Origin of the sequence: Pilosibacter sp. YYHA0881 (assembly GCF_051602715.1) — a bacterium.
Classification (GTDB): domain Bacteria; phylum Bacillota; class Clostridia; order Lachnospirales; family Lachnospiraceae; genus Alitiscatomonas; species Alitiscatomonas aceti.
Map to the genome: position 1 here is coordinate 2789367 of NZ_CP175657.1, position 25568 is coordinate 2814934.

Genomic DNA, 25568 nt, shown 5'->3' on the forward strand with positions numbered 1-25568 from the left:
CGTGGATGGCTGTCCCACAAATGGAGGATTAAAATCATGGCAGGTTACAGAAAACTTGGAAGAACTTCTGATCAGAGAAAGGCTATGTTAAGAAGCCAGGTAACAAATCTTTTATATCATGGAAAGATCGTTACCACTGAGGCAAGAGCCAAAGAAGTAAAGAAGATCGCTGAGGGCATCATCGCTCTGGCAGTGAAGGAAAAAGATAACTTCGAGACTGTAAAGGTTACAGCCAAGGTTGCCCGCAAGGACAAAGACGGCAAGAGAGTCAAAGAGGTTGTTGACGGAAAGAAAGTAACCGTTTACGATGAAGTTGAGAAGGAGATCAAGAAGGATATGCCGTCCAGACTTCACGCAAGAAGACAGATGTTAAAGACTCTGTACGGTGTAACAAACGTTCCGACTGCTGCAGCAGGCAGAAAGAGAAACACAAAGAAGGTTGATCTTCCGGCTAAGTTATTCGACGAGATCGCTCCCAAGTACGTTTCCCGCAACGGTGGATATACCCGTATCGTAAAGATCGGCCAGCGTAAGGGCGACGGCGCTATGGCAGTTCTTCTTGAGTTAGTTTAATCATAGTTCATATCGTACCATCAAAGGCAGACGTTCACTGGGAAATGTTTCCCGGAGGCCGTCTGCCTTATTTTTGCCACGATTTTTCACACTTTTGCCACAGGAATGAAAGAATATCTTAAGTTGACGGAGTATGGCCCTGGAAGGTATAATGATTGTAGAAAATAAGGAAAGGATAACCAGTGAACAGGGGGGACGACCATGAAGCAGACATTAAAAAATATGAGGATCAGAAAATGGATGGGAGTGCTCTTTGCCGCAGTTCTTATGACAGCCCTGGGAGCCCAGACGGCCCTTGCGTCTACGGATTATGTAAAGAGCATCAGCATTACCCTGGATGTGGCTCCGGTTCCCGGAGAGGATCTTCCAGCCCTTCATTATGGATATACAGGTGATACGGGCTATGAGGTAAAAATCCCAAGCAACGAAAGATATGAGATCGTTTCAGCAGAATGGGGATCCAAGGTGGACGAGGCAAGACTTGGAGGCACCTACACCATTAAGATCACTCTGGAAACACTCAACGACTACCGGTTCAGCTCCAGCTACTCTTCTTCCAAGGTGACTGTAAGAGGCGGAGATTTTGTAAGTGCCAAGAGACAGGGAAGCGGCAAGCTTCTGGTGACGGTAAAAACCGATCCGGCCAAGGGCGACCTGGAGGAGCCTGAGGAAGCATACTGGAGCAGCGGAAAATACACCAGCTCTAAATTCGGTTATGCAGACTGGGAGAAGGTGGAGGATGCGGCTTATGACGTGTATCTGTACCGGGGTTCCAAGACCATAAAAAAGGTAACGGACCTGCACACCTCCTCTTATAACTTTTATCCCTATATGACATCTGAAGGAACGTATACCTTCCGTGTGCGGGCCGTACCGGCGGACAGCTCAGTTTCCAAATATGCGAAAAAGAGCGACTGGGTCACCTCTGACGAGCTCTATGTGGATGAGGATGAGGTATCCGATGGCTCCGGTCAGGATAAGGATGATAAAAACGACTGGGAAGACTGGTACGACCGGGACGGCTGGGATAACGTCGGAAACCAGGTGGGCTGGATCGAAAGAAATGGCCGGTGGCGTTTCCGGTATCCCGACGGAACCTATGTCCGTGACAGCTGGGGAAAGATCAGCGGCGTCTGGTATCTGTTTGACGGCAATGGCGATATGCTGACCGGATGGCAGCTCCGGAGCGGGATCTACTATTATATGGATACCAGCGGAGCCATGAGGACCGGCTGGCTTCTGGATAAAAATGTCTGGTACTTCCTGAAGGATGACGGGGCCATGGCTGTGGGCTGGATCCAGCTTGGCGATAAGGCGTACTATCTGAATGGAAGCGGAGCCATGGTGACCGGTTGGCAGACCATCGACGACCAGATCTATTACTTCTATCCCGACGGCCATAAGGCGGTCAACGAGGTCATCGACGGCTTTTATGTGGATATGAACGGCGTGTGGAAACGGCCGTAAAATAGGAGGTTTCAACTTATGGTAAAAGGATTTAGGATAAAAGGGCTGGCCAGCATTATGCTGGCCGGCGTATTCTGCTTTTGTGCGGCAGTACCGGTGCTGGCGGCTGGAACGGTCCGCTCTCTGAACCTGAGGTTTGAGGATCAGTATGAGCTGGGAGTGATCGTGGAGCCGGAGATCACCTGTGTGAGCGCCGGGATCTCCATCGATTCCGTTACCTGGGAAAAGGATACGGATCAGTGGAAGCCTGGAAAGAAGGTAACGGCTGTCATTGAGGTCTCCAGTGACGGCGGCCGGGAGTTCCTCTCCAGCTATGGAGCGGAGTCCTGCAAGATCTCCGGAGCCAGGCTGACCTCTGCAAAGGGAGACGGGGATACGGCCATTATAAAGGCAAGCTATTACCCGGTGGTCCAGCTGGACTCCCCGGAGGAGGCCGGATGGAGTGCGGAAAATCCCCAGAAGGCAGTCTGGAAGAAAGCAGATCATGCCACGGCTTATGGGATCCGTCTCTACCGGGACGGATATCTGGTTCGGAACATCACTGCCACAGGAACGTCAAAGGATCTTTCGGAATATATGACAAAAGAGGGCAGCTATTACTATGAAATCCGTTCCATGGCTAAAGACGATTCCGATAGGAAATATATGAAGTCCAGCGAATATCTTACATCATCAGGAAAGCTTCTGGACGATATGGGAGATACGGAGGGCCGTTGGAGAACCTATACGGATGGGAAGAAATATGAAGGCGCGGACGGTGAGGTAGTAAAGAACCAGTGGTATAAGATCATGAACCAGTGGTACTACTTCGATGAGAATGGAACTGCGGCTACCGGCTGGAGACAGATAGACGGGATCTGGTACCGGATGGATCCGGAGGGCGTGATGCTCACCGGGTGGCAGAAGGTGGACGGCGTCTGGTATTATCTGAATCCGGACGGCTCCATGGCCGTGGGATGGATCATGGATTCTCCAGGCCAGTGGTACTACTTAAACAGTGACGGGTCCATGGCGGCAGATACGGTAATAGACGGCTGCAGGCTGGATCCCAGCGGCCTCTGGGTGGAATAAGGAAATATGAAAAATAGATCGTGGGCGGTATGGCGGAAGCTGTGCGGCCCACTGTTGCGATTTGTTTTGTAAAATCTCTTGACGAACCGGAAATTATCAACTACACTTTAGGAACGAGTAAACAATCTGGAAAACGGATCAGACAGGCAGCCTGCGGCGTTCCGGCCGGGATCTGCCTGGAAAGAAAGGCCAGCTATGGGAATCATACGAGCAGTAAATCTGATATTTGACTATATCAGACACGATGAAGAGACAGATAAGGACGAGGTGAGCCATGCCCTTCGGGGGGTGAACCTGGATATCGAGGAGGGGAGCTTTGTGGCCATTCTGGGCCATAATGGCTCTGGAAAATCCACCTTTGCCAAGCTGATGAACGGGATCCTCCTTCCTTCGGATGGAACGGTCTATATTTCCGACATGAAGACCAGCGACGAGGAGCATCTCTGGGACGTGAGGAAGACCGCCGGCATGGTATTCCAGAACCCGGATAACCAGATCATCGGCAATGTGGTGGAAGAGGACGTGGGCTTTGGACCGGAAAATATGGGCGTGCCCACAGACGAGATCTGGAAGCGGGTGGACCGGAGCCTGGAAGCCGTGGGAATGACGGCGTACCGTCTCCAGTCGCCCAATAAGCTTTCCGGCGGCCAGAAGCAAAGAGTGGCCATTGCAGGCGTCATGGCCATGAAGCCCCAGTGCATCGTCCTGGACGAGCCCACGGCCATGCTGGACCCCAACGGCCGCAAGGAGGTCATAAAAACGGTCCATGAGCTCAACAAACAGGAAGGGATCACGGTCCTTCTGATCACCCACTATATGGAGGAGGTCATCGACGCGGACCGGGTGGTGGTCATGGATGCAGGCCATGTGGTCATGGACGGAACGCCCAGGGAGGTGTTTTCCCGGGTGAAGGAACTGAAACGATACAGCCTGGACGTGCCCCAGGTGACGGAGCTGGCCGATGAGCTGAAGGCTGCCGGCATGGAGATCCCCTGCGGGATCCTGACCATTGACGAGCTGGTGGCGGCCCTGGAGCCGCTGTTAAAAAGAAAAGAGGCTTAAATGGCAATCGAAGTAAAAAACCTGTGCCATATCTATGGACAGGATACCATATTTGAACAGTACGCGCTGAAAAACGTGGATCTGACCATCAGAGACGGGGAGTTTATCGGCCTGATCGGCCATACAGGCTCTGGAAAATCCACGCTGACCCAGCATTTAAACGGGCTTTTAAAGGCCAGCAGCGGCGATATCCTCTATAATGGAGAGAGTATTTACAGAGAAGGCTTTTCCATGAAGGAGCTGCGGAGCCATGTGGGCCTGGTGTTCCAGTATCCGGAGCACCAGCTTTTCGAGGTGGATGTGCTTACCGACGTATGCTTTGGGCCGAAGAACCAGGGATTGTCCCAAGAGGAGGCAGAAGCCCGGGCAAGGGAGGCTCTGGCCTTAACCGGCCTGGACGAGAGCTTTTATAAGCAGTCCCCCTTTGAGCTTTCCGGAGGCCAGAAGCGCCGGGTGGCCATTGCGGGAGTCCTGGCCATGAAGCCGGAGGTGCTGATCTTAGATGAACCCACAGCAGGACTGGACCCCAAAGGACGGGACGATATCCTGGGCCTGGTGGCAAGGCTCCATGCCGAACAGGGCATGACGGTGATCCTGGTGTCCCACAGTATGGAGGACGTGGCCCGGTACGTATCCCGTCTGGTGGTCATGAACCATGGGGAAAAGGTTTTCGATGGGACACCCAGGGAGGTGTTCCGCCACTATAAGGAGCTGGAGGCCATGGGCCTGGCGGCTCCCCAGATCACCTATGTGGTCCATGCCCTGCGGGAGCGGGGGATCCCGGTGGATGAGGATATCACCACGGTGGAGGAAGCGCGGGATGCGATCCTGGCCCTGTGGAAAAAGGCCAAAGGGACCGGCTGCTGCGGGGAGGATAAGACATGTTAAGAGATATTACGCTGGGCCAGTATTACCCGGTGGACTCGGTGCTCCACCGGATGGATCCCAGGACAAAGCTGTTTGGGACCCTGGTATATATCGTGACGCTGTTCATTGCGGATTCTATATGGGCCTATGGCCTGGCCGCCCTGTTTTTGGCAGCCGCCATCCGCCTGTCCAGGGTGCCGGTGAAATTTATGGTGCGCGGGCTGAAATCCATTGTGATCCTGCTGCTCATCAGCGTCAGCTTCAACCTGTTCCTGACGCCGGGAACACCGATCTTTAAGATCGGCTTTCTTCAGATGACCTGGGAAGGCCTGGAATTTGCGGCCTTTATGGCGGTGCGTCTGATCTTCCTGGTGCTGGGCTCCACGATCCTGACCCTTACGACCACGCCCAACCAGCTGACCGACGGTCTGGAAAAAAGCCTGGGCTTTATGGGAAAGATCGGAGTCCCGGTCCATGAAGTGTCCATGATGATGTCCATTGCCCTGCGGTTCATTCCGATCCTCATTGAGGAGACCGATAAGATCATGAAGGCCCAGATGGCCAGAGGGGCTGATTTTGAAAGCGGGAATCTGATCCAGAGGGCCAAGGCCATGGTGCCTCTCCTGGTGCCGCTGTTCATCTCCGCGTTCCGGAGGGCCACAGATCTGGCTATGGCCATGGAAGCCCGGTGCTACCGCGGCGGCGAGGGGCGCACAAAGATGAAGCCTCTCCGTTATGAAAAGCGAGACAGGATCACATATCTGGTCTATGCCGGATATTTCCTTCTGTTCCTGGCGGCCAAAGCCGCAGCGTAACGGGAGATGGGATCGATATAGAATATTTTGAGGGATCATTTTATGAAACGGATAAAAATGACTGTGGCATACGACGGAACGGGCTACTGCGGCTGGCAGCTGCAGCCCAACGGCGTTACCATTGAGGAAATCTTAAATGGGACTCTTTCAGAACTTCTGAAAGAGCCTGTTTGCGTTATCGGGGCCAGCCGGACGGACTCCGGCGTCCATGCCCTGGGAAATGTGGCGGTGTTTGACACGGAAAGCAGGATCCCGGGAGAAAAGCTGTGCTATGCGGTGAACCAGAAGCTGCCGGAGGATATCCGGGTTCTGGAGTCGGAGGAGGTGCCCCTGGACTGGCATCCCAGAAAGCAGAACAGCGTAAAAACGTATGAATATAAGATCTTAAATTGCCGCATCAGCGTGCCCACCCGGCGGCTGTACGCCCATTTCTGTTATTACAGCCTGGATGTGGAAAAGATGCGCCAGGGAGCCGCATATCTTCTGGGAGAGCATGATTTCTCCAGCTTCTGTTCCTCCGGCCATCAGGCGGAGGAGACGGTTCGGACTCTTTATGATATTTCGGTGGACCGGGGAACGGATGATATCATCACCATCCGGTTAAAGGGCAACGGATTCCTCTACAATATGGTCCGGATCATTGCCGGGACCTTAATGAAGGTGGGCATGGGCGTATGGCCGCCGGAGCATGTGAAGGAGATCCTGGAGGCCAGGGACCGGAAGGAGGCTGGGGAAACGGCCCCGGCCAGAGGGCTCACCATGGTGGGGATCGAATATGAAAAGGAACCGGCCCTTACGGTGACCGGAGAAAATGAGCACTGGAGCTACATCCTGGACCAGACAGAGCTGGAAACATCGAAAACGGCGGTGCTTAAGATCCTTTTCTGCGAGCCGGAGGAGGTGATCCGGCTGGTGCGCCGCATGGTCCACCAGGCGTACTGGAACGGCGCAGAGACTGTGTTCATAGAGGCACCGGAGGCCTGCGGGCTGAACGGAGCGGAGACATATGGCTTTTACCGTCTGGTACAGGCGGAGAACGGCCGGTGGAGGGCTGTGGAAAAACGCCTGGTTTAGGGGACATTGGTCGCTGTCCTATTGATTTACGGGGAAAAGTCGGATAAAATAGCAGTAGGAAAAAAGAGCGAAACAGGAGGGACAGGTATATGTATTATGTGGATTTAAACAGTGATCTGGGAGAGAGCTTTGGAAATTATACCATCGGCATGGACCGGGAGATCTTAAAGTATGTGTCCTCCGCCAATGTGGCCTGCGGCTGGCACGCCGGAGATCCCATGGTTATGGCAGAGACGGTGGCCATGGCCAGGGAATACAAAACAGCGGTGGGCGCGCATCCGGGCTTTCCCGACCTTATGGGCTTTGGCCGCCGGAACATGAACGTGACGCCGGAGGAGGCCAAGGCCTATGTGAAATACCAGCTGGGAGCTCTCATGGCCTTTACCGGGAGCCTGGGAATGAAGCTCCAGCATGTGAAGCCCCACGGAGCCCTTTATAATATGGCAGCAGTGGATGAAAAGCTGGCCAGGGCCATGTGCGAGGCTGTATACGAGGTGGATAAGGATATCATCTTCATGGGGCTGGCTGGTTCTCAGATGGTGAAGGCAGCGGAGGAAACGGGCCTTAAGGCAGCCAGCGAGGTCTTTGCGGACCGGGCGTACAATGACGATGGGACCCTGGTGTCCAGAAAGCTTCCTGGCGCTGTCATAAAGGATGAGGAGCTGGCCATCCGCCGGGTGGTGCGGATGGTAAAGGAAGGGACCGTGGAGACCATAAGCGGACACGAGATCGCCATCCGGGCCGACTCCATCTGCGTCCACGGGGACAATCCCAAGGCCCTGGAATTTGTGAAAAATATCCGGGAAGCCCTGGCCGCCGAGGGCGTGGAGGTACGGAGCCTGGCGGAGCGGTAAGATCAGGCGGGGACGCGGACCGGCGGCCTGGGAAAGCCGGACGGCCTGCGGAAAGAAAGGGGAGATTCTGCTGTGGAAAAGATAAAATATCTGGTTTCCGGCGACTGCACGGTCTGCGTGGAATTTGGAAATGAGATCAGCCCAGAGATCAACCGGAGGATCCGGGCGTTTAAGATCGCTTTGGAAAAGGAAGCCATAGACGGAGTGGTGGAGACCATCCCCACCTACCGGTCCTTATCAGTGGTGTACAGGCCGGAGGTGATCCGGTTCGGGGAGCTGACAAAGAAGTTTGACGCAGTCCTGGAGACCATGGACAGCATCCAGATCCCGCCGCCGTCGGTCATCGAGATCCCTGTGCTCTACGGCGGGGACATGGGGCCGGATCTGGAATTTGTGGCGGCCCATAACCATAAGACCCCGGAGGAGGTCGTAAGGATCCATACGTCCGGGGAATATCTGATCTATATGCTGGGCTTTATTGCCGGCTTCCCGTACCTGGGAGGCATGAGCCGGGAGATCGCAGCGCCGAGGCTTAAAAGCCCCCGGGTGAAGATCGAGGGAGGCTCTGTGGGCATTGCCGGGGAGCAGACCGGGATCTATCCGGTGGCGTCTCCCGGCGGCTGGCAGCTGATCGGACGGACGCCTCTGAAGCTTTACGATGCAGAACGGGAAAAGCCGGTGCTCCTGGAGGCCGGCCAGTATATAAAATTCCGCGCAGTGGACGAGGCGGAGTACGAAGCCATCGAAAAGCAGGTGGAGGCCGGTACGTACCAGTATGTGGTCTTCCATAAGGAGGTGGAGTAATGGGGATCCGGATCCTGAACGGAGGTTTTCTCACAACGGTCCAGGACATGGGCCGGTACGGCAGCCAGGAAACGGGAATGGCCGTGTCCGGCGTCATGGACACCAGGGCTGCGGCACTGGCGGACATTCTGGTGGGAAACGATGAAAACGAGGCGGTCCTGGAAGTGACCATGATGGGACCCATAATGGAATTTACAGAGGATGAGCTGATCGCTGTTACCGGCGGCGACCTGGGCGTAAAGGTGGACGGAAATCCCCTGCCCCGGTATGAGGCGGTCCTTATAAAGGCGGGGCAGACCGTAAGCTTCGGCGGCATGTATGGAGGGAGCCGGGCTTATATGGCGTTTGCAGGCGGTCTTGACGTGCCCGTGGTCATGGGCAGCCGCTCCACCAACCTGAAGGCGAAGATCGGCGGGATCGAAGGAAGAAAGCTGGGAGCGGGAGATGAGATCGGCTTCCGGTCGCCAAAGACCTGGCTTCCCAACATGGCCGCCAGAAAGCTTCTCCTTCCGGAGCTTTTCTCCAGAGAGCATACGCTGCGGGTGGTCATGGGGCCCCAGGACGACTGCTTTACAGAGGAAGGGATCTCCACGTTTTTAGGAAGCGCCTATACCATTTCCAACGAGTATGACCGTATGGGCTGCAGGATGGAGGGACCAGTCATTGCCCATAAAAACGGCGGAGACATCATCACTGACGGCATCAGCTTCGGCGCGGTCCAGGTGCCGTCCCATGGAACCCCCATTGTGATGATGGCAGACCACCAGACCACCGGCGGATATACAAAGATCGCCTGTGTGGTCTCCGTGGACCTTCCGGAGCTGGCCCAGTGCATGCCCGGCCATACGGTCCGCTTTAAGAAGATAGGGATCGAAGAGGCCCAGGAGCTATACTGTCAGTGGCGGGATTATCTGAAACGGCTGGAGAAAGAGCTGAACTGCCCTGCGGAGCCTGCATCAGAGTTACAGGCAGTGGGACTGGCAGCAGCGGTAAACGAGGACCGGAGGTACTGGGGAGACCATGGGACCTACCGGGTGGTGGTCAATGGAACAGAATTCCTGGTGGAGCTTAAGCGGGAAATAGAACAGTTCCGGTAAAGGAGGAAGAGATGGCTTTTGATATTACACCGTATGTGGATAAGACACCGGCAGAGGTACGGGAACTGATCCGGGAGGGAGTGATCGATTTCCCCACTGCTGGTATGTGTCGGGGATACGCCCAGGCGAACCTGGTGATCCTGCCGCCGGAGTATGCGGCAGATTTTGAAGAATTTACCAGAAGGAATCCGTTTGCATGCCCCGTTCTGGAGATCGTCCGGGGAACGCCGGAGACCCATGATATGGGAGAGGGAGCCAATATCGTTACAGATATCCCCAGGTACCGGGTCTATGAAAACGGAGTCTTCACAAAAGAGCTTACAGACGCGTCTGCATACTGGAAAGAGGGATATACGGGCTTTCTCATCGGCTGCTCCTTTTCCTTTGAGGAGGCGCTGATGGAGGCTGGGATCCAGGTACGCCACATTGCCCAGGGCCGGAACGTGCCCATGTATAAGACGAATATAGAGACTGTGAAGGCCGGCCCCTTTGAGGGCCCCATGGTCTGCTCCATGCGGCCCATGACGCCGGAGAATGCCCAAAAGGCGTATGCGATCACAGAAAAGATGCCCAATGTCCATGGTGCTCCGGTCCATATGGGAGATGGGGCGGAGATTGGGATCAGGGACATCATGAAGCCGGATTACGGCGATGCAGTGGATCTCTATGAGGGAGAGATCCCCGTATTCTGGCCCTGCGGCGTGACCCCTCAGGCAGCAGTGGAGCATGCAAAGCCGCCGGTGGTCATTACCCATGCGCCCGGACATATGTTTATCACGGATATTAAAAATTCTGAGCTCAACGGATACCTGGAGACCCGGAAGAGGAAGGCGGAGTAAAACCGGAAAAACCTTGATTTTTCGGCTGGATTTCGAGAAAAAATGGTTGACACACCCGGAAGAGTATAATATAATGTATAACTGTGACATCGGTTGAAAATACTGTTACCAAAGCCCCGGAAGCAGTGTTTTACGATAAATGAACAAAGTTGAGTTAAGCACAAACAGGAGGTCAACCCATGAAGAGCTTTATGGCTAGTCCGGCAACAATCGAAAGAAAATGGTATGTAGTTGACGCTACGGGATATACATTAGGACGTTTAGCATCTGAAGTAGCTAAGGTATTAAGAGGAAAGAACAAACCGATCTTCACTCCTCACATCGACTGCGGCGACTACGTGATCGTAGTAAATGCTTCCAAGGTAAAAGTAACAGGTAAGAAGTTAGACCAGAAGGTATATTACAGCCACTCCGATTATGTGGGCGGAATGAAAGAGACCACATTAAAAGAGATGATGGCTAAGAAGCCCGAGAAGGTTGTTGAGTTAGCAGTTAAGGGTATGCTCCCGAAGGGACCGTTAGGAAGAAGCATGATGACTAAGCTTCACGTATACGCTGGCGCTGACCACGAGCAGGCAGCACAGAAGCCGGAAGTATTAGAAATCAAATTTTAATCGAGGTCTGAAAGGAGGAAATCACAATGGCTAACGCAAAATTCTACGGAACAGGAAGAAGAAAAAAATCTATCGCCAGAGTATATCTTACTCCGGGTACAGGTAAGATCACTATCAATAAGAGAGACATCGACGAGTATCTTGGTCTTGAGACCTTAAAGCTCATCGTTCGTCAGCCGCTTGTTGCTACTGAGACAGCTGACAAGTTCGACGTATTAGTAAACGTTCGCGGCGGCGGATGCTCCGGACAGGCTGGCGCTATCCGTCACGGCATCTCCAGAGCCCTGCTTCATGCAGACGCTGAGTACCGTCCGGTATTAAAGAAAGCTGGTTTCTTAACAAGAGATCCGCGTATGAAAGAAAGAAAGAAATACGGTCTCAAAGCAGCCCGTCGCGCTCCGCAGTTCAGCAAGCGATAATCTGCAGCTTAAAAATGCTAAAAAAGCCCGGAAATATGCTATTTTCCGGGCTTTTTCTATGCCTAAAATCACCAGATTCCGATGGTGAAATTTGAGGAAATTTGACTTCAAATTAGCCCATTTTGATGGGTTTACCATGGGTTTACGGCCTATTTTTGAGCCTAATGGGTGGGAAAATGGGTTTACAGAAGGCCATTTTGGAGGGGAAATTAGCCCCATATCCTTGGCAGATTTTTGGTAAAAATCCGGCTGAAATGGAATGAAAAACAGTGTCAGGATCGTTTGGCGAGTTCTGACGAATTCTGAAAAAAAATAATATCAGGTATCCTGTTACATAGAGCCTTGGCTCATTCTTTGAAAACGAGAATGGGTCGAGGCTCTATTTTTTTCGCCCGAAATCCGGCGAGACAAATTTGAGTAGGAGGTAACAGGTATGACGGATTTCAATCAGAAGACCCATGACACCGATGTGGGCAGTCATGGTGGACAGTCGAGGCAGATGATGGAGGTGTTCGAGAACCAGGAGTTTGGTTCAATCCGGTTGTTACAGGAGGCAGGCAAGACATTCTTCTGTGCAAGCGATGTGGCGAAAGCGTTGGGGTATGTGAATCCCTACGCCGCAGTGAAACGCCATTGCAGAGGCCCCCTAACGAAACGCGAGGGGGTCGTTCAGAAGGTGAATCAGTATGGGGATGCTGGAGAGCAGGTCGTTGAAATCTCCTTTATCACGGAAGGCGATGTTTACCGGCTAATCGTTCACAGCAAACTGCCATCGGCAGAACGATTTGAACACTGGGTGTTTGATGAAGTTCTCCCTTCCATCCGCAAGCATGGTGTGTATATGAGCGATTCCGTTTTGGATCAGGTGATTCAGCATCCGGAGGTCATCTACACCCTGGCACAGGAGCTTGTGGCCGAGAGGGAGCAGCTTGAGGATATCCGCAAACAGCTGGATGCGGCACAGCCCAAGGCAGACTACTTTGATACCTTTGTGAATTCGGAGGACTGCACCTGCATCCGGAATTTCTGTAAGGAAATCGGAATCCCGGAGAAGACGGCAGTGGCTCTCTTACTGGATCATCGCTATCTGTACCGCAGTCCAAACGGCTGGCTGATGCCTTTTGCAGACAAATCTGCAAGGGGCTATTTTATTGTCCGGGATTGCTACGGCAGAAGCGGAAAGCTGGTGCAGCAGACGAGAGTGACCTGCAAGGGAAAGAATCATCTCTTCAAGTTGTTTAAGAAATGGGGTGTGATCGAATGACGCTTTTTACAGAGGGACGCCTTCAGGCGTTTGAACGCATGATGCAGGATACCGGCAAATACCATCGCCGGGAGGACAGTGAAGATCGTCCGCGCAAATGTCCAAAGAAAAAAGCGGAGCCTGCGAAAAAGGATGGTGAGCACCATGCCGGTATTCAGGGTTGAGAAGAACAGCAATTACACAACGATGTGCAATTACCACCTGCGGGATCAGGGTCTCAGCCTGAAAGGAAAAGGACTTCTCTCCATGCTGCTCAGTTTGCCAGACACATGGAACTATTCGGTACGGGGGTTATCTTCGATTACGCCGGATGGCGTGGATGGAGTGCTTACGGCTCTGAAGGAGCTGGAGCGTCTTGGGTATCTGGAAAGGAACCAGCAGCGTGAAAGCAACGGTCGGATGGGCAGAGCAGAGTATGTGATTTATGAGATGCCAAGGAAAAAGCCGTGTTCGGAATCACCGTGTACGGAAAAGCCGTATACGGTAAATCCGGATACGGACGCACCGGTTACGGAAAATCCCGCGCAATTAAGTACTAATAGAACAAGTACTGAAACAATCAATAAAAGAGAGAAGAAGGAAATCCAGCACCGGTATGGCTCATACGAAAATGTCCTTCTCTCTGACACAGAATACGGCAAGCTCCGGCAGGAGTTCCCAGGAGATTATCAGATGCGGGTGGAACGCCTCTCTGAGTATATGGCCTCCACCGGCAGGAGCTACAAAAATCACCTTGCCACAATCCGGAGTTGGGCGAAGAGAGAAAAGCCGAAGTATAACCCGGCAGACTACACATTTGAGGAAGGAGACAGCCTATGAGCGACATGGTGCCTGAAGTATTGAATGCGGCGTTGGATTCGCTCTTTACGCCGAAAGAACCCGGAGAGCGGGAATATCAGGGCGAGGACGGACTGTTGTATTGCCGAAGCTGCCATACGCCAGTGCAGTGCAGGGTAAAGCTCTGGGGCAGAGACAAGATTGTTCCCTGCCTTTGCAGATGCCAGCAGGAAGCGATGGCAGAAAAGAAACGCCAGGATGAGCTGGTGGAGCGGCAGCGTAAAATCAGGCAGCTGAAAGCAACGGGAATTCAGGAAAAGCATCTTCTGGAATGGAATTTTGCAGTTGCAGAAGACAACAAGGATATCCAGATGGCAAAACGCTATGTGGAGCAGTGGAAAAAGGTCAAGGCTGAAAACCTTGGCCTTTTGTTATGGGGAGATGTCGGAACCGGAAAGTCCTTTGTGGCGGCATGTATTGCCAATGCGCTGCTGGAACAGGGCATTCCGGTTTTGATGACGAACTTCTCCAAAATCTTGAACCAGATGGGAGCCATGTATTCGGAAGAACGATACCGGTATATCGCTTCGTTTTCTAATTATTCTTTGTTGATTCTGGATGATCTGGGAATTGAGCGCAGCACCGAATATGCACTGGAGCAGGTCTACGCTGTCATTGATGAGCGTTACAAGTCCGGGCTTCCGGTCATTATCACAACAAATCTGAAGATTGCAGAAATCCGCAATCCGCAGGATGTGGCATACGCCCGGATTTACAGCAGGATTCTGGAAATGTGTACGCCGGTGCGAATCAGCGGAGAGGACCGCAGAAAGAGCATTGGAAAAGAAAAACAGCAGGTCGTTAAGGAGGTACTTGATCTATGAAGTGCAAGGCAAAAAAGGCGTTTTTCGCAGGCAAGAATGACATCTACCACCGCTGGAAGGAGGTTAAGAAGCTGAATGGCAAAAGCAAAAACCAGTATTACAACAGAAAACCGCAGTGGCTCAGCTGTCGACGCTGCGGCTAAGGAGCAGCGGACGGAGATGCTGCTTTCTGACTTGCATCCCTTTGAAGGGCATCCCTTTAAGGTGCTGGACGATGAGCTGATGGAACAGACCGTGGAGAGCATTAAGCAGATCGGCGTGGTATCACCGCTGATTGTCCGACCTGACCCGGAAGGCGGATACGAAATCCTTTCAGGACACCGCAGGCTTCATGCGGCACAGCTGGCAGGTTTGGAGACGGTGCCGGTCATCGTCAAGGAAATGGACGATGATGCGGCAATCATCTTTATGGTGGACAGCAACTTGCAGCGGGAAAATATCCTTCCCAGCGAGAGAGCGTTTTCCTACAAGATGAAGTTGGAAGCGATGAAGCATCAGGCAGGAAGGCCATCGAAAGAAAACGATTCCCAACTTGGGAATAATTTTGGAAAACTGTCGAGTGAAGAAATGGCGGAAGAGCTTGGTACAAGCAAAAATCAAATTTTTCGCTATATCCGCCTTACCAACTTGATTACCGAAATCCTGGATATGGTGGATGAGAAGAAAATCGCTTTCAATCCGGCGGTAGAGCTGTCCTATCTGAAACCGTCTGAACAGAAAGAATTTCTGGAGGCAATGGACTATGCACAGGCATCTCCATCCCTGTCGCAGGCGCAGCGGCTGAAAAAGCTCTCGCAGGAGGGCGGCTGTACCTTGGATGCCATGTGTGAAGTGATGAATGAAATCAAAAAGGATGAGCTTGACCATGTGACAATTAAAAACGAGGTTCTTCGGAAGTATTTCCCGAAATCCTATACGCCGAAGCAGATGCAGGACACGATTATTCGGCTGCTGGAAAAGTGGCAGCGAAGTAAACAACGAGATATGGAACGATGAGAAGGAGATTTTTATGATGATGAACTTTAAGAAGAATCAGAATAGCGCAGTGTGCAGCATGGACTGCAAGAACTGCCCGAACGGTGCATCGCAGCCGAATCCGATGGATGATCCCATGTTTGAGAAGTCCATTGCTATGCTTCATAACTGGGTGATGTTGGAGGCAATCCGTGAAGATCACCCGAAGGAGCGCATTGTGATGGTGATCCTGCCGGGGCTGGCGGTGAACTTCTGACCGAGGACGGCAGTCGAGACATCTTTGAGGATGTTTACGATGAGATGCAAGCTGATCTGGTGGCAGATGGGGAACTGCTTCTCCATTATGATGAGAGCGATGTGATCGAGACTGACGGAACCCGCTATCTGCTGGGAGCTGCGGAAGTTTCGGAAATCGACCAGAACGGCAACGAGTGCAGCGTCAATCTGTTTACGCTGGAACACACCATCGACTATGTGAACGAAAACCTGACGGTGGTTTCCATTGGCGGCGAGTTGGTTCCGGCACTGCGCCTGATCTAAGGAGGTGCCTATGAAGAAATTTGATGTGGAGATTACAGAGACTCTCCAGAGAAAGGTTTCCGTGGAAGCTGCTTCACAGGAAGACGCGGAACGCATGGTGACGCAGGCGTGGAACAATCAGGACTATGTTCTGGATTCCGGCGATTTCACCGGCGTAGACTTCAAGACCGTGGGAGAACATGAACTGGCAGAGACAAGGACAATGGATGTGCTGCTGGTGCAGCCCAACGCCTATCCGAAGAAAATCAGTGTTGGCACGGAGTTGGAAGATTTGCAGGCCATGGTCGGCGGCGATATTGAAGTGACCTATCCATTTGAGGATGAAGTAGCCATTATTCTGAACGAATCCGGTAAAATCAATGGTTTGCCGCTGAACCGTGCGATTTACACCGAAGACGGGGATATGCAGGACATTTATGCCGGTGATTTTCTGGTGGTAGGGCTGACAGAGGATGACTTTGGTTCTCTGACTTCGGAGCAGATGCAGAAATTTGAGGAGCAGTTCCATCAGCCCCAGATGTTCGTTCGTATGGGGCGCAGCATCATGGCAATTCCGGTCCCGGATGACATGGTGAAAAAGATGGAGGAAAAGGCTGAAAAGCCCCAGGAAAAGAGCAAACCGGCACCGGACCGGGACAGTCTGTAAGGAAGGAGGCGGAGATTCATGCAGGAAGAAGTTGAAAATCGTACCGTCAATCTGGCAATCAGCACCACGAAACTGACCTTTCGCACCATCGTGAATGGCTATAATGCGTGGAAACGGCATCATCAGGCTAAGGTGGCTCAGAAAACAGCGCAGCTGCCGATTGGAAAGCAGAGCATCAAAGAACTGATCGGTCAGAATCAGGGAGTCAGCAGTATCCCTATTGAAAAAACGGATTTGAAAGGCTTTGAACAGGTGGCGAGGAAATATGGTGTGGATTATGCCATTACGAAAGACCAAAATGTGATTCCACCCAAGTACACGGTGTTCTTTAAGGCGAGGGATGCGGATGCACTTACTTCCGCTTTTGAGGAATTCACCAACCGCAAGCTGAAAGCAAAGGAAAAACCGAGTATTCTGGAGCAGCTTAACAAGCTCAAAGAACTGGTGGCTGCAATTCTGCCGGATAAGGTTCGTCACAAAAGTCAGGAGCGTGATCTATGAGTAATAAGACCCAAAAGCTGCTGATCCTGAACCTGCCGTACTTCATTGCCAGTCTTGTATGTACCAATCTGGGAGAAGCGTGGAGAATTGCCGAGGGCGCAGACATGTCTGAAAAGCTCCTCGGCTTTCTTTCTGCCCTGGGTGCAGCTTTTTCCAATCCGATGCCAAGTCTGCATCCGATGGATTTGCTGATTGGTGTGTGCTGCGGAGCGGGTCTGCGGCTTGCTGTGTATCTGAAAGGCAAAAATGCCAAGAAATATCGCCATGGCATGGAGTACGGCTCTGCTCGTTGGGGTACGCAGAAAGACATCGAACCGTTTGAAGATCCGGTGTTTGCAAATAATGTGATTCTGACTAGGACGGAGCGGATGATGATGGGCAATCGCCCGAAGAATCCAGCAAATGCCCGAAATAAAAACGTGCTGGTAGTGGGCGGCTCCGGCAGCGGTAAGACGAGGTTTTGGCTTAAACCCAACCTTTTACAATGCCACAGCTCCTACGTGGTCACTGACCCGAAAGGCGATATCGTAATCGACTGCGGCCAAGCCCTTTTGAAGAACGGATACAGCATCCGGATTTTCAATACCATCAATTTCAGAAAGTCGATGCATTACAATCCCTTTTCGTATATTCACAGCGAAAAGGATATTTTGAAGCTGACCACAACCCTCATTACCAACACCAAAGGAGACGGCAAGGCCGGTGATGAATTCTGGACGAAGGCAGAGACCCTGCTTTATTGTGCCTTGATTGGTTATATCCACTATGAGGCACCGCTGGAAGAGCAGAACTTTGCAACGCTGATTGAATTCCTGAATGCGATGGAAGTGCGCGAGGATGATGAAACTTTTCAGAATCCAGTGGATCAGATGTTTGAAGCACTGAAAAAGAAGAAGCCGAATCACTTTGCTGTCCGGCAATATGCCAAGTTCAAGTTGGCTGCGGGCAAAACCTTAAAGTCGATTCTGGTGAGCTGCGGCGCACGTCTGGCTCCCTTCGATATTGAGGAAGTCCGTGATATCACCATGTACGATGAACTGTCGCTGGATACGGTGGGAGATAAGAAAACGGCTCTGTTTCTCATTATGAGCGATACAGACCCGACCTTTAATTTCCTGATTTCCATGATCTACACACAGCTGTTTAACCTGCTGTGCGAGAAAGCAGATGATGTCTACGACGGCAGACTGCCGGTGCATGTGCGCTGCCTCATTGATGAGTGTGCGAACATTGGTCAGATTCCGAATCTGGAAAAGCTGGTAGCCACCATCCGATCAAGAGAAATCTCGGCATGTCTGGTACTTCAGGCACAGAGCCAGTTGAAGGCAATCTACAAGGACAATGCTGATACCATCATCGGCAATATGGATTCCCGTATTTTTCTTGGTGGTTCGGAGCCGACTACGCTAAAAGAGCTGAATCAGGCATTGGGGAAAGAAACGATTGATCTGTACAACACTTCCGATACAAGAGGCAACAGCCCATCCTACGGCACCAATTATCAGAAGGTTGGGCATGACCTGGCTTCGGTGGATGAACTGGCTGTGTTGGATGGCGGAAAATGTATTTTGCAGCTGCGCGGTGTCAGACCGTTCAAGTCAGATAAATACGATCTGACCCAGCATCCGAACTACAAGCTCACTGCCGGTGCTGATAAGAAAAACACGTTCAGCATCGAGGCGTTCCTCGACCATCGGCTGAAGCTCAAGCCCGGTGATAAGTACGAAGTGGTTGATGCAGATCATGCTAAGTAAGTTTATTCCAGTGACGAAGATGTCATAAGTGTGCTGTTGGCAACAGAATAAGAAGGGGCGGCGAGCTGCCGCCTCTTTACATAGCCAGGTTTCTGATTAGGATTGGAGACCTGGCTATATGTTTGTCCATTTGCAGGTGCACATGCAGATGGGAAATCACTATTCATCAGCCCACAAGGGCGCATCGTACAAGGAGGTACACATTTATGGCATTTTTCAACAGCGCAGTAACCGTTCTTCAGACCCTCGTCATCGCACTTGGTGCCGGTCTTGGCATTTGGGGAGCCATCAACCTGCTGGAAGGCTACGGCAACGACAACCCTGGTGCCAATGCTCATGTGCGGTAAAGTAACAAACAAGAATTTGATTGATAGCCACCCTACTATTCCTTTGGTTCACATTGTAATTTGGAAAGATTAGTGTAAAATATTTTGTGAGAAAGTGTAGACAACTTTGAGCATAAAAAATCGGGAAAACGATTTTCAAAAAGTGTAGAATCTATAAATGCAGAGGAGGTAACAACATGGAATGGAGTGAAAGTATCAGCGAAGCCATTAACTATATTGAAAGCCATATCACAGAAGAATTAACGATTGCGGATATTGCAAAACAAGCAATCATTTCTCCATATTATTTTCAAAAAGGGTTTTCTATGCTTTGTGGTTTTACAGTTGGGGAATACATCAAAAGGCGTAGACTAACGCTTGCTGGAAGTGAAATTGTTTCCACCGACAGGAAAATAATTGATATTGCGCTTGAGTACGGATATGATTCGCCGGATAGTTTTACAAAAGCATTTCTTCGTTTTCATGGTGCTACTCCTACTGCCATACGCAAAGGAGAGGCAATGATAAAGTCATTTGCCCCTCTGAAAATCAAACTAATTTTAACAGGAGGTTATACGATGGACTACAAAATTGTTAAAAAAGCGCCGTTTACCGTGGTTGGAGTATCGAGGGTATTCAAGTATGAAACCGCTGATACTGAAATCCCTAAATTCTGGGTGGACTTTAATCAGTTAGGAAAACACACACTCATTGACAGTATGTATGGAATATCCGTAGACAACGATATGAGCGGCAATGAATTTGAATATCTGATTGCCGATAACTATAACCCGCTCAACGAAATTCCGGCTGATTTTGTTACACAGGTTATTCCCGAATATACATGGGCTGTCTTTCCGTGTAAAGGTGCGCTTGCAAACACTTCATCTTTACATGACATTCATGAAAAGATTTTTTCGGAGTGGCTGCCGCAGAATAAAGACTACGAAATCGCAGCCGGGTATCATATTGAGATGTACAGTAACCCGAATGATTATGCGAAAGGCACCGGGGATAAAGATTATTACAGCGAGATATGGATTCCTGTTCGCAAAAAGTAAAATTGCCTAAGCAAAGTAGCAAAACCAGCCGAGCCAGTCAACGGTAAAATGAACGGGCTTCGCCCGCCGTTGACAGCCCCGACTGTCCTTGCTGGTGGGTAATCAAGGGGCGACAGCAAAAAGTGCTGCCGCCCTTTCCCATAATCGAAGAAAGGGGGATTTTCCATGACTAAATACGAAGCCTATCAAGAACATATCCGCTATACCCATGATACCTATTGCCGGATTGTTATTCGCCATGCGTCCTTTGACGCTGCCCGTATGCTGGCGGCGAGGTGGAAACGGGAAATCTCCCTTGAATATTTGACCGAAGAAAAGTTTGTCCCACTAAGCACCATAGACGAGTATTTTCAAGTGCCAGACTATGGCGAAACTTATCCATTCTCCGTCCGGGGGCAGACGATATTTTTAGATAACTGTTCCCTTGCGGCGGCTCTTGCCGAACTGCCGGAACAGTCGCAGGAGGAAATCTTTTTGTATTACTTCCAGCATTTGAAGCAGAAAGAAATCGGAGAACAAAGCGGCTGGACACGCAGCACAATCGGGCGGCATATCCAGCTTGCCTTGAAGCGGCTGAAAGAAGTAATGGAGGTGCTGTCCCATGAGTAGCCTACTTCTCCCCTATGACACGATAATAAAAGCACATGAGGGCGACCCCATAGCGATACAAGCTGTCCTTGACCGATATGCCGGGTATATCCGCTATTTCTCCAAAATGAACGGCTATTATAATTCTGATATGGAGGACTACATCAGAACAAAGCTGATTGAAAGCCTGTTCAAGTTCCGGCTTGACCGATAACATAAAAACTGAATATCCCGCCGCCCAGCAGCGGCACATGATGCAGTAAATCCGAAAAAGATTTGCTGCTTTTTTTGCGCCCATTTTTGGCAAATTTCCAAAAGTTCCGTATTAGACATTGAAGCTAAAAAGGCTGCCATTTTTTTAGACAGCGGGCAAAACGCAGCTTCCGAAACGCCTTATTGTCGGGAAAGACCACGCCGCAGGAAAAGTTCTTGCCGGAAAGTCCGTCATTTTTGCTTTTTGCGGTGTTGTAGGGAGTAAGGGGAGAACGCCAGCCCGCAGCCTTTTATAAAAAAGCTGGTTATAGATTTCCCGAAAAAGTGGCAGTAGCAAGTGAACGGCAGTCCGGCAGTTTCTTAGAGCAAGATTCTACCGCAGTACCAAAATTCGCTTATCGCTCATTTTGCCCCTGCGGGAATCTTGTTGGGGAGTGCCTTCCCCAAACCCTGCTATGCGGCTTGTGCCGCTTGAAAATCCCACCAAAAAATACTTAAAAAATCGCCCACAAAACGGCGGTAAGTGAAAGGAGTTGATACCCATAGGAAAGCGATACAATACGCCCCACCGAAGCCATGTAGTCAAGACACGCATGACCGAAGAAGAATATGCCGACTTCACGGAACGGCTAAAGAATTATGACATGAGCCAAGCCGAGTTTATCCGACAAGCCATTACAAGGGCGACCATTCGCCCCATTGTTACCGTTTCCCCGGTCAATGATGAACTGCTGTCCGCTATTGGAAAGTTGATAGCCGAATACGGAAAAATCGGCGGCAACCTTAATCAGATCGCCCGTGCCCTCAACGAATACGGAACGCCCTACAATACGCTGTCCGTTGAAGTGCGAGCCGCCATTTCCGACCTTGCCGCCTTGAAGTTTGAAGTCTTGCGAAAGGTAGGTGACGCTGTTGGCAACATTCAAGCATATCAGCTCTAAAAATGCGGACTACGGTGCAGCCGAGCAGTATCTAACCTTTGAGCATGACGAGTTTACCATGAAGCCCACCCTTGACGAAGCCGGGCGGCTCATACTTCGGGAGGATTACCGAATAGCCGCGCTGAACTGCGGCGAGGAAGATTTTGCCGTTGCCTGTATGCGGGCAAATCTCCGATACGGCAAGAACCAAAAACGGGAAGATGTGAAAAGCCACCACTATATCATTTCCTTTGACCCACGGGACGCAGCGGACAACGGCTTGACCGTAGACCGGGCGCAAGCATTGGGCGAGGAATTTTGTGCCGAGCATTTCCCAGGACACCAAGCCATTGTCTGTACCCACCCGGACGGACACAACCACAGCGGCAATATCCATGTTCACATTGTTATCAATTCTCTGCGTATTGAGGAAGTACCCTTACTGCCCTACATGGACAGACCGGCAGATACCCGTGCCGGGTGCAAGCACCGCTGTACGGACGCTGCTATGGAATACTTCAAAGCCGAGGTCATGGAGATGTGCCACCGGGAAAATCTCTATCAGATTGACCTATTGCATGGCAGCAAAAACCGCATTACCGAGCGTGAGTATTGGGCGCATAAAAAAGGACAAGCCAAACTTGACAAGGAAAATGCCGCCCTTGCAGCCGAGGGGAAGCCTGTAAAGCAGACCAAGTTTGAAACCGACAAGGCGAAGTTGCGGCAGACCATACGGAATGCCATGAGCGAAGCGACCACCTTTGACGAGTTTTCCGCTTTACTTCTGCAACAGGGCGTGACCGTCAAAGAGAGCCGAGGGCGATTGTCCTACCTTACCCCGGACAGAACGAAACCCATTACCGCCCGAAAACTGGGAGATGATTTTGACCGTGCTGCTGTTCTTACTCTTTTGGAGCAGAACGCCCACAGAGCCGCCGAAAAGACCGTACCCATACCCGAATACCATACCGCTGAAACAAACCGCACAGAGCGAGGAAAAACGCAGAAAATCGCCCCGACAGGCAACATTCAGAGAATGGTTGACCGTGCGGCGAAGCGAGCCGAGGGAAAAGGTATCGGCTATGACCGTTGGGCGGCTGTCCACAATCTCAAACAGATGGCGGCTACCGTTGCCGCTATGGAGCAATACGGCTTTACCCCGGATGAACTGGACGCAGCCCTTGTGTCTGCCAATGCGGATTTACACAGCAGCACCGCCAAGCTGAAGCCCATTGAAACGGCTATCCGTGAGAAAAAGGACTTGCAGAAACAGGTGCTTGCCTATGCCAAGACAAGAGATGTGCGTGACGGATTGAAAAAGCAGAAAACCGATAAGGCACGCAAAGCCTACCGGGAAAAGCATGAAAGCGACTTTATCATAGCAGACGCAGCCGTAAGATATTTTCGGCAAAAAGGCATTACCAAGCTGCCCACCTATAAATCGTTGCAGGCTGAAATCGAGCAGTTTACCGCCGAGAAGAACGCCCTTTACAACGAGTACCGGGCAAATAAAGAGCGTGTCCGGGAGTTGCAGACCATGAAAAGCAATCTTTCCCAAATGCACCACGGCGAGCCGAGCCGACAGAAAAAGCATGAACAGGAGCGTTAAAAACCGCCCCGAAATGATACCGAAACCAAACAAAAACAGGGATATGCCCTTACCCCCTATCCGCAATACTCCCCGACCTCAAAGCAGGGCGTACAGGGCAAAAAATCCCCGAAAATGATACCGAGAAGATACAGTTTTCCCGCCCTATCCGTGATACCCACGGAAACGGCAGAAAGGAGCGTACCAATGCCACGCATGAGCAACAAACGGCGGCTTGAATGGAGCTTTTTCCTCAACCACCGAAACCGAATTACCTATAACGACCTTTGCCGGGGCTGCACCCACGATTGCAAGCAGAGTTTCCGAACCGTGATTATCCTCTGCCACCGGTATTACTCCAAGCGTTGGAAACCAAAGGAGGACACCGCCTATGGCAGATAACCGCAAATATTACTACCTCAAACTGAAAGAAAGCTATTTTGATGATGACGCTATCGTGCTGTTGGAGAGTATGCCAGACGGTATTCTCTATTCCAACATTCTCTTGAAGCTGTACTTAAAATCGCTGAAAAACGGCGGCAAGTTGCAGCTTGACGAGAATATCCCTTACACAGCACAGATGATCGCCACTCTTACCCGTCAGCAGGTAGGCACGGTGGAACGGGCGTTAGGGATTTTTCAGCAGTTGGGGCTTGTGGAGCAGCTACACGGCGGCTTACTCTACATGACCGATATTGAACTGATGATAGGGCAATCCTCTACCGAAGCGGAACGAAAACGGGCGGCAAGGCTTGCAAACAAGGCTTTGCCACCACCCCGGACAAACGGCGGACATTTGTCCGACATTCGTCCACCAGAGATAGAGATAAAGAAAGAGATAGATATAGAGATAGAAAAAGAGAGAGAGTTAGAAACGGGACAAGCCCCCGCCCGCAGCTATGGCAGATACAACAATGTGTTTCTTTCCGATACGGAACTGGACGAGCTGAAAGCGGAACTGCCCGACAAATGGGAGTATTATATTGACCGCTTATCTACTCATATAGCGTCCAAAGGAACGAAATACCGCAGCCATGCAGCCACGATATACAAGTGGGCGCAGGAGGACGAAGCCAAGAAACCGCCGAAAAAAGGCATACCCGATTACACCTTTAAGGAGGGCGAGAGTTTATGACTGAACTTTTTACCGATACCGTTTTGAATATGATGACTACTACCGCAGAGCCGGAGGACTACACGGGCGAGGACGGTCTGCTTTACTGCGGCAAGTGCCGCACGGCGAAAGAAGCCTACTTTCCCAAAGAAACCGCCGCATGGTTGGGGCATGACAAGCACCCGACAGAATGTGACTGCCAACGGGAGAAGCGTTTGGAATGTGAATCCGCCGAGGAACGCAGACGACACCTTGACACCGTTATGGAACTGAAACGCCGGGGCTTTACCGACCTCACCATGCAGGAATGGACTTTTGCACATGACAACGGCAAATGCCCGCAGATGAGCAAGGCACATTTATATGTGGAGCATTGGGAGCAGATGAGAGAAAACAACTATGGTCTGCTCTTGTGGGGCAAGGTAGGCACAGGAAAAAGCTATTTTGCCGGGTGCATTGCCAATGCCCTTATGGAACAGGAAATCTCCGTACGCATGACAAACTTTTCTGCGATACTGAATGATTTAACTGCCAGCTTTGAGGGGCGAAACGAATATATCGAGCGTCTTTGCCGTTTCCCTCTGCTGATACTTGATGATTTTGGTATGGAGCGTGGCACAGAGTACGGTTTGGAACAGGTCTACAATGTAATTGACAGCCGATACCGCAGCCGAAAGCCGCTGATTGTCACCACCAATCTAAGCCTTACGGAACTGCAAAATCCACAGGACACCGCCCACGCCCGTATCTATGACCGAGTGCTTGAAATGTGTCTGCCTATCCTCTTTACAGGCGAGAACTTCCGAAAGGAAACGGCACAAGCCAAGCTCAATGGACTAAAAGAACTGTTGAAGTGAAAGG

General features: G+C 51.2%; 30 protein-coding genes and 1 pseudogene. All 31 read left to right on the forward strand.

The features are described from left to right. Window positions 1–36 precede the first annotated feature (36 nt). The 31 genes and pseudogenes from ACI6NM_RS13120 (at window position 37) to ACI6NM_RS13270 (ending at window position 25564) form a co-directional block, all read left to right on the forward strand. The gene (locus ACI6NM_RS13120) at window positions 37–573 is read left to right on the forward strand and encodes a bL17 family ribosomal protein (protein WP_022272438.1); all 537 of its coding nucleotides are present in this window, start codon (window positions 37–39) and stop codon (window positions 571–573) included. Between the two features lie 201 nt (window positions 574–774). After that, window positions 775–2040: an N-acetylmuramoyl-L-alanine amidase family protein gene (locus ACI6NM_RS13125; RefSeq protein ID WP_337810967.1), complete on the forward strand. Its 1266-nt coding sequence runs from the start codon at window positions 775–777 to the stop codon at window positions 2038–2040. 18 nt (window positions 2041–2058) lie between these two features. Then, the gene (locus ACI6NM_RS13130) at window positions 2059–3111 is read left to right on the forward strand and encodes an N-acetylmuramoyl-L-alanine amidase family protein (protein ID WP_337810968.1); all 1053 of its coding nucleotides are present in this window, start codon (window positions 2059–2061) and stop codon (window positions 3109–3111) included. 195 nt (window positions 3112–3306) lie between these two features. Further along, window positions 3307–4173 (forward strand): energy-coupling factor transporter ATPase, encoded by an 867-nt coding sequence (locus ACI6NM_RS13135; protein ID WP_022272441.1) that lies wholly within the window; start codon window positions 3307–3309, stop codon window positions 4171–4173. Next, entirely contained in the window at window positions 4174–5061 is an 888-nt protein-coding gene (locus ACI6NM_RS13140) for an energy-coupling factor transporter ATPase (protein WP_158358108.1), read from the forward strand. It abuts the gene before it with no gap. Then, on the forward strand, window positions 5055–5855 hold the full coding sequence (locus ACI6NM_RS13145) for an energy-coupling factor transporter transmembrane component T family protein (RefSeq protein WP_337810969.1): 801 nt from the start codon (window positions 5055–5057) through the stop codon (window positions 5853–5855). Before ACI6NM_RS13140 ends, ACI6NM_RS13145 begins: the two co-directional genes overlap by 7 nt. A 42-nt stretch (window positions 5856–5897) precedes the next feature. After that, window positions 5898–6635 (forward strand): annotated as a pseudogene (gene truA / locus ACI6NM_RS13150) (tRNA pseudouridine(38-40) synthase TruA); the annotation flags it as partial. 383 nt (window positions 6636–7018) lie between these two features. Further along, window positions 7019–7783, forward strand: coding sequence for a LamB/YcsF family protein (locus ACI6NM_RS13155; RefSeq protein WP_158358113.1), 765 nt, complete (start codon window positions 7019–7021; stop codon window positions 7781–7783). A 72-nt stretch (window positions 7784–7855) separates the two neighbouring features. Further along, on the forward strand, window positions 7856–8587 hold the full coding sequence (pxpB, locus tag ACI6NM_RS13160) for a 5-oxoprolinase subunit PxpB (RefSeq protein WP_262426706.1): 732 nt from the start codon (window positions 7856–7858) through the stop codon (window positions 8585–8587). Continuing rightward, window positions 8587–9684, forward strand: a complete 1098-nt coding sequence (locus ACI6NM_RS13165; RefSeq protein ID WP_438500883.1) for a 5-oxoprolinase/urea amidolyase family protein — start codon at window positions 8587–8589, stop codon at window positions 9682–9684. Before pxpB ends, ACI6NM_RS13165 begins: the two co-directional genes overlap by 1 nt. An 11-nt stretch (window positions 9685–9695) precedes the next feature. Beyond that, window positions 9696–10523, forward strand: coding sequence for a putative hydro-lyase (locus ACI6NM_RS13170; RefSeq protein ID WP_158358119.1), 828 nt, complete (start codon window positions 9696–9698; stop codon window positions 10521–10523). A 179-nt stretch (window positions 10524–10702) separates the two neighbouring features. Next, a complete protein-coding gene (gene rplM, locus ACI6NM_RS13175; protein WP_022272449.1) occupies window positions 10703–11137 on the forward strand; it encodes a 50S ribosomal protein L13 in 435 nt (144 codons plus the stop codon). A 26-nt stretch (window positions 11138–11163) separates the two neighbouring features. Continuing rightward, complete coding sequence (gene rpsI, locus ACI6NM_RS13180; protein ID WP_158358121.1) at window positions 11164–11556, forward strand: 30S ribosomal protein S9; 393 nt, start codon at window positions 11164–11166, stop codon at window positions 11554–11556. Between the two features lie 433 nt (window positions 11557–11989). Then, window positions 11990–12820: a phage antirepressor KilAC domain-containing protein gene (locus tag ACI6NM_RS13185; RefSeq protein ID WP_438500884.1), complete on the forward strand. Its 831-nt coding sequence runs from the start codon at window positions 11990–11992 to the stop codon at window positions 12818–12820. Further along, window positions 12817–12984, forward strand: a complete 168-nt coding sequence (locus ACI6NM_RS13190) for a hypothetical protein (RefSeq protein WP_009532276.1) — start codon at window positions 12817–12819, stop codon at window positions 12982–12984. The genes ACI6NM_RS13185 and ACI6NM_RS13190 overlap by 4 nt, the downstream gene beginning before the upstream one ends. Next, entirely contained in the window at window positions 12965–13639 is a 675-nt protein-coding gene (locus ACI6NM_RS13195; protein ID WP_438500885.1) for a helix-turn-helix domain-containing protein, read from the forward strand. The genes ACI6NM_RS13190 and ACI6NM_RS13195 overlap by 20 nt, the downstream gene beginning before the upstream one ends. Next, entirely contained in the window at window positions 13636–14481 is an 846-nt protein-coding gene (locus ACI6NM_RS13200; protein ID WP_438500886.1) for an ATP-binding protein, read from the forward strand. Before ACI6NM_RS13195 ends, ACI6NM_RS13200 begins: the two co-directional genes overlap by 4 nt. 75 nt (window positions 14482–14556) lie before the next feature. Continuing rightward, complete coding sequence (locus ACI6NM_RS13205) at window positions 14557–15477, forward strand: ParB/RepB/Spo0J family partition protein (RefSeq protein WP_438500887.1); 921 nt, start codon at window positions 14557–14559, stop codon at window positions 15475–15477. A 13-nt stretch (window positions 15478–15490) separates the two neighbouring features. Further along, on the forward strand, window positions 15491–15712 hold the full coding sequence (locus ACI6NM_RS13210) for a hypothetical protein (RefSeq protein ID WP_438500888.1): 222 nt from the start codon (window positions 15491–15493) through the stop codon (window positions 15710–15712). 44 nt (window positions 15713–15756) lie between these two features. Beyond that, window positions 15757–15996, forward strand: a complete 240-nt coding sequence (locus ACI6NM_RS13215; RefSeq protein WP_438500889.1) for a hypothetical protein — start codon at window positions 15757–15759, stop codon at window positions 15994–15996. Between the two features lie 10 nt (window positions 15997–16006). Next, window positions 16007–16642 carry a DUF3846 domain-containing protein gene (locus ACI6NM_RS13220; protein WP_438500890.1) on the forward strand — a complete coding sequence of 212 codons (636 nt, stop codon included), beginning with the start codon at window positions 16007–16009 and terminating at the stop codon, window positions 16640–16642. A gap of 18 nt (window positions 16643–16660) precedes the next feature. Continuing rightward, window positions 16661–17143, forward strand: coding sequence for a PcfB family protein (locus ACI6NM_RS13225; protein WP_417017871.1), 483 nt, complete (start codon window positions 16661–16663; stop codon window positions 17141–17143). After that, complete coding sequence (locus ACI6NM_RS13230; RefSeq protein ID WP_417017872.1) at window positions 17140–18897, forward strand: VirD4-like conjugal transfer protein, CD1115 family; 1758 nt, start codon at window positions 17140–17142, stop codon at window positions 18895–18897. The genes ACI6NM_RS13225 and ACI6NM_RS13230 overlap by 4 nt, the downstream gene beginning before the upstream one ends. 206 nt (window positions 18898–19103) lie before the next feature. Further along, complete coding sequence (locus ACI6NM_RS13235; protein WP_033121798.1) at window positions 19104–19244, forward strand: Maff2 family mobile element protein; 141 nt, start codon at window positions 19104–19106, stop codon at window positions 19242–19244. A gap of 176 nt (window positions 19245–19420) precedes the next feature. Continuing rightward, the gene (locus ACI6NM_RS13240; RefSeq protein ID WP_417017873.1) at window positions 19421–20284 is read left to right on the forward strand and encodes an AraC family transcriptional regulator; all 864 of its coding nucleotides are present in this window, start codon (window positions 19421–19423) and stop codon (window positions 20282–20284) included. Between the two features lie 165 nt (window positions 20285–20449). After that, window positions 20450–20893: a sigma-70 family RNA polymerase sigma factor gene (locus ACI6NM_RS13245; protein WP_438500891.1), complete on the forward strand. Its 444-nt coding sequence runs from the start codon at window positions 20450–20452 to the stop codon at window positions 20891–20893. Further along, window positions 20886–21086 (forward strand): helix-turn-helix domain-containing protein, encoded by a 201-nt coding sequence (locus ACI6NM_RS13250; protein WP_015536790.1) that lies wholly within the window; start codon window positions 20886–20888, stop codon window positions 21084–21086. The genes ACI6NM_RS13245 and ACI6NM_RS13250 overlap by 8 nt, the downstream gene beginning before the upstream one ends. A gap of 541 nt (window positions 21087–21627) precedes the next feature. Next, the gene (locus ACI6NM_RS13255) at window positions 21628–22026 is read left to right on the forward strand and encodes a plasmid mobilization protein (RefSeq protein ID WP_055246091.1); all 399 of its coding nucleotides are present in this window, start codon (window positions 21628–21630) and stop codon (window positions 22024–22026) included. Then, window positions 21998–23614, forward strand: coding sequence for a relaxase/mobilization nuclease domain-containing protein (locus ACI6NM_RS13260; protein WP_438500892.1), 1617 nt, complete (start codon window positions 21998–22000; stop codon window positions 23612–23614). The genes ACI6NM_RS13255 and ACI6NM_RS13260 overlap by 29 nt, the downstream gene beginning before the upstream one ends. A 370-nt stretch (window positions 23615–23984) precedes the next feature. Beyond that, a complete protein-coding gene (locus ACI6NM_RS13265) occupies window positions 23985–24728 on the forward strand; it encodes a phage replisome organizer N-terminal domain-containing protein (protein ID WP_024738893.1) in 744 nt (247 codons plus the stop codon). After that, window positions 24725–25564, forward strand: a complete 840-nt coding sequence (locus ACI6NM_RS13270) for an ATP-binding protein (protein WP_015515277.1) — start codon at window positions 24725–24727, stop codon at window positions 25562–25564. The genes ACI6NM_RS13265 and ACI6NM_RS13270 overlap by 4 nt, the downstream gene beginning before the upstream one ends. Window positions 25565–25568 lie beyond the last annotated feature (4 nt).

What these genes read in the sequence shown, in the direction of transcription:
- ACI6NM_RS13120 (WP_022272438.1), top strand. Translation starts at nt 37, where the DNA reads ATGGCAGGTTACAGAAAACTTGGAAGAACTTCTGATCAGAGAAAGGCT.
- ACI6NM_RS13125 (WP_337810967.1), top strand. Translation starts at nt 775, where the DNA reads ATGAAGCAGACATTAAAAAATATGAGGATCAGAAAATGGATGGGAGTG.
- ACI6NM_RS13130 (WP_337810968.1), top strand. Translation starts at nt 2,059, where the DNA reads ATGGTAAAAGGATTTAGGATAAAAGGGCTGGCCAGCATTATGCTGGCC.
- ACI6NM_RS13135 (WP_022272441.1), top strand. Translation starts at nt 3,307, where the DNA reads ATGGGAATCATACGAGCAGTAAATCTGATATTTGACTATATCAGACAC.
- ACI6NM_RS13140 (WP_158358108.1), top strand. Translation starts at nt 4,174, where the DNA reads ATGGCAATCGAAGTAAAAAACCTGTGCCATATCTATGGACAGGATACC.
- ACI6NM_RS13145 (WP_337810969.1), top strand. Translation starts at nt 5,055, where the DNA reads ATGTTAAGAGATATTACGCTGGGCCAGTATTACCCGGTGGACTCGGTG.
- ACI6NM_RS13155 (WP_158358113.1), top strand. Translation starts at nt 7,019, where the DNA reads ATGTATTATGTGGATTTAAACAGTGATCTGGGAGAGAGCTTTGGAAAT.
- ACI6NM_RS13165 (WP_438500883.1), top strand. Translation starts at nt 8,587, where the DNA reads ATGGGGATCCGGATCCTGAACGGAGGTTTTCTCACAACGGTCCAGGAC.
- ACI6NM_RS13170 (WP_158358119.1), top strand. Translation starts at nt 9,696, where the DNA reads ATGGCTTTTGATATTACACCGTATGTGGATAAGACACCGGCAGAGGTA.
- rplM (WP_022272449.1), top strand. Translation starts at nt 10,703, where the DNA reads ATGAAGAGCTTTATGGCTAGTCCGGCAACAATCGAAAGAAAATGGTAT.
- rpsI (WP_158358121.1), top strand. Translation starts at nt 11,164, where the DNA reads ATGGCTAACGCAAAATTCTACGGAACAGGAAGAAGAAAAAAATCTATC.
- ACI6NM_RS13185 (WP_438500884.1), top strand. Translation starts at nt 11,990, where the DNA reads ATGACGGATTTCAATCAGAAGACCCATGACACCGATGTGGGCAGTCAT.
- ACI6NM_RS13190 (WP_009532276.1), top strand. Translation starts at nt 12,817, where the DNA reads ATGACGCTTTTTACAGAGGGACGCCTTCAGGCGTTTGAACGCATGATG.
- ACI6NM_RS13195 (WP_438500885.1), top strand. Translation starts at nt 12,965, where the DNA reads ATGCCGGTATTCAGGGTTGAGAAGAACAGCAATTACACAACGATGTGC.
- ACI6NM_RS13200 (WP_438500886.1), top strand. Translation starts at nt 13,636, where the DNA reads ATGAGCGACATGGTGCCTGAAGTATTGAATGCGGCGTTGGATTCGCTC.
- ACI6NM_RS13205 (WP_438500887.1), top strand. Translation starts at nt 14,557, where the DNA reads ATGGCAAAAGCAAAAACCAGTATTACAACAGAAAACCGCAGTGGCTCA.
- ACI6NM_RS13210 (WP_438500888.1), top strand. Translation starts at nt 15,491, where the DNA reads ATGATGATGAACTTTAAGAAGAATCAGAATAGCGCAGTGTGCAGCATG.
- ACI6NM_RS13215 (WP_438500889.1), top strand. Translation starts at nt 15,757, where the DNA reads ATGCAAGCTGATCTGGTGGCAGATGGGGAACTGCTTCTCCATTATGAT.
- ACI6NM_RS13220 (WP_438500890.1), top strand. Translation starts at nt 16,007, where the DNA reads ATGAAGAAATTTGATGTGGAGATTACAGAGACTCTCCAGAGAAAGGTT.
- ACI6NM_RS13225 (WP_417017871.1), top strand. Translation starts at nt 16,661, where the DNA reads ATGCAGGAAGAAGTTGAAAATCGTACCGTCAATCTGGCAATCAGCACC.
- ACI6NM_RS13230 (WP_417017872.1), top strand. Translation starts at nt 17,140, where the DNA reads ATGAGTAATAAGACCCAAAAGCTGCTGATCCTGAACCTGCCGTACTTC.
- ACI6NM_RS13235 (WP_033121798.1), top strand. Translation starts at nt 19,104, where the DNA reads ATGGCATTTTTCAACAGCGCAGTAACCGTTCTTCAGACCCTCGTCATC.
- ACI6NM_RS13240 (WP_417017873.1), top strand. Translation starts at nt 19,421, where the DNA reads ATGGAATGGAGTGAAAGTATCAGCGAAGCCATTAACTATATTGAAAGC.
- ACI6NM_RS13245 (WP_438500891.1), top strand. Translation starts at nt 20,450, where the DNA reads ATGACTAAATACGAAGCCTATCAAGAACATATCCGCTATACCCATGAT.
- ACI6NM_RS13250 (WP_015536790.1), top strand. Translation starts at nt 20,886, where the DNA reads ATGAGTAGCCTACTTCTCCCCTATGACACGATAATAAAAGCACATGAG.
- ACI6NM_RS13265 (WP_024738893.1), top strand. Translation starts at nt 23,985, where the DNA reads ATGGCAGATAACCGCAAATATTACTACCTCAAACTGAAAGAAAGCTAT.
- ACI6NM_RS13270 (WP_015515277.1), top strand. Translation starts at nt 24,725, where the DNA reads ATGACTGAACTTTTTACCGATACCGTTTTGAATATGATGACTACTACC.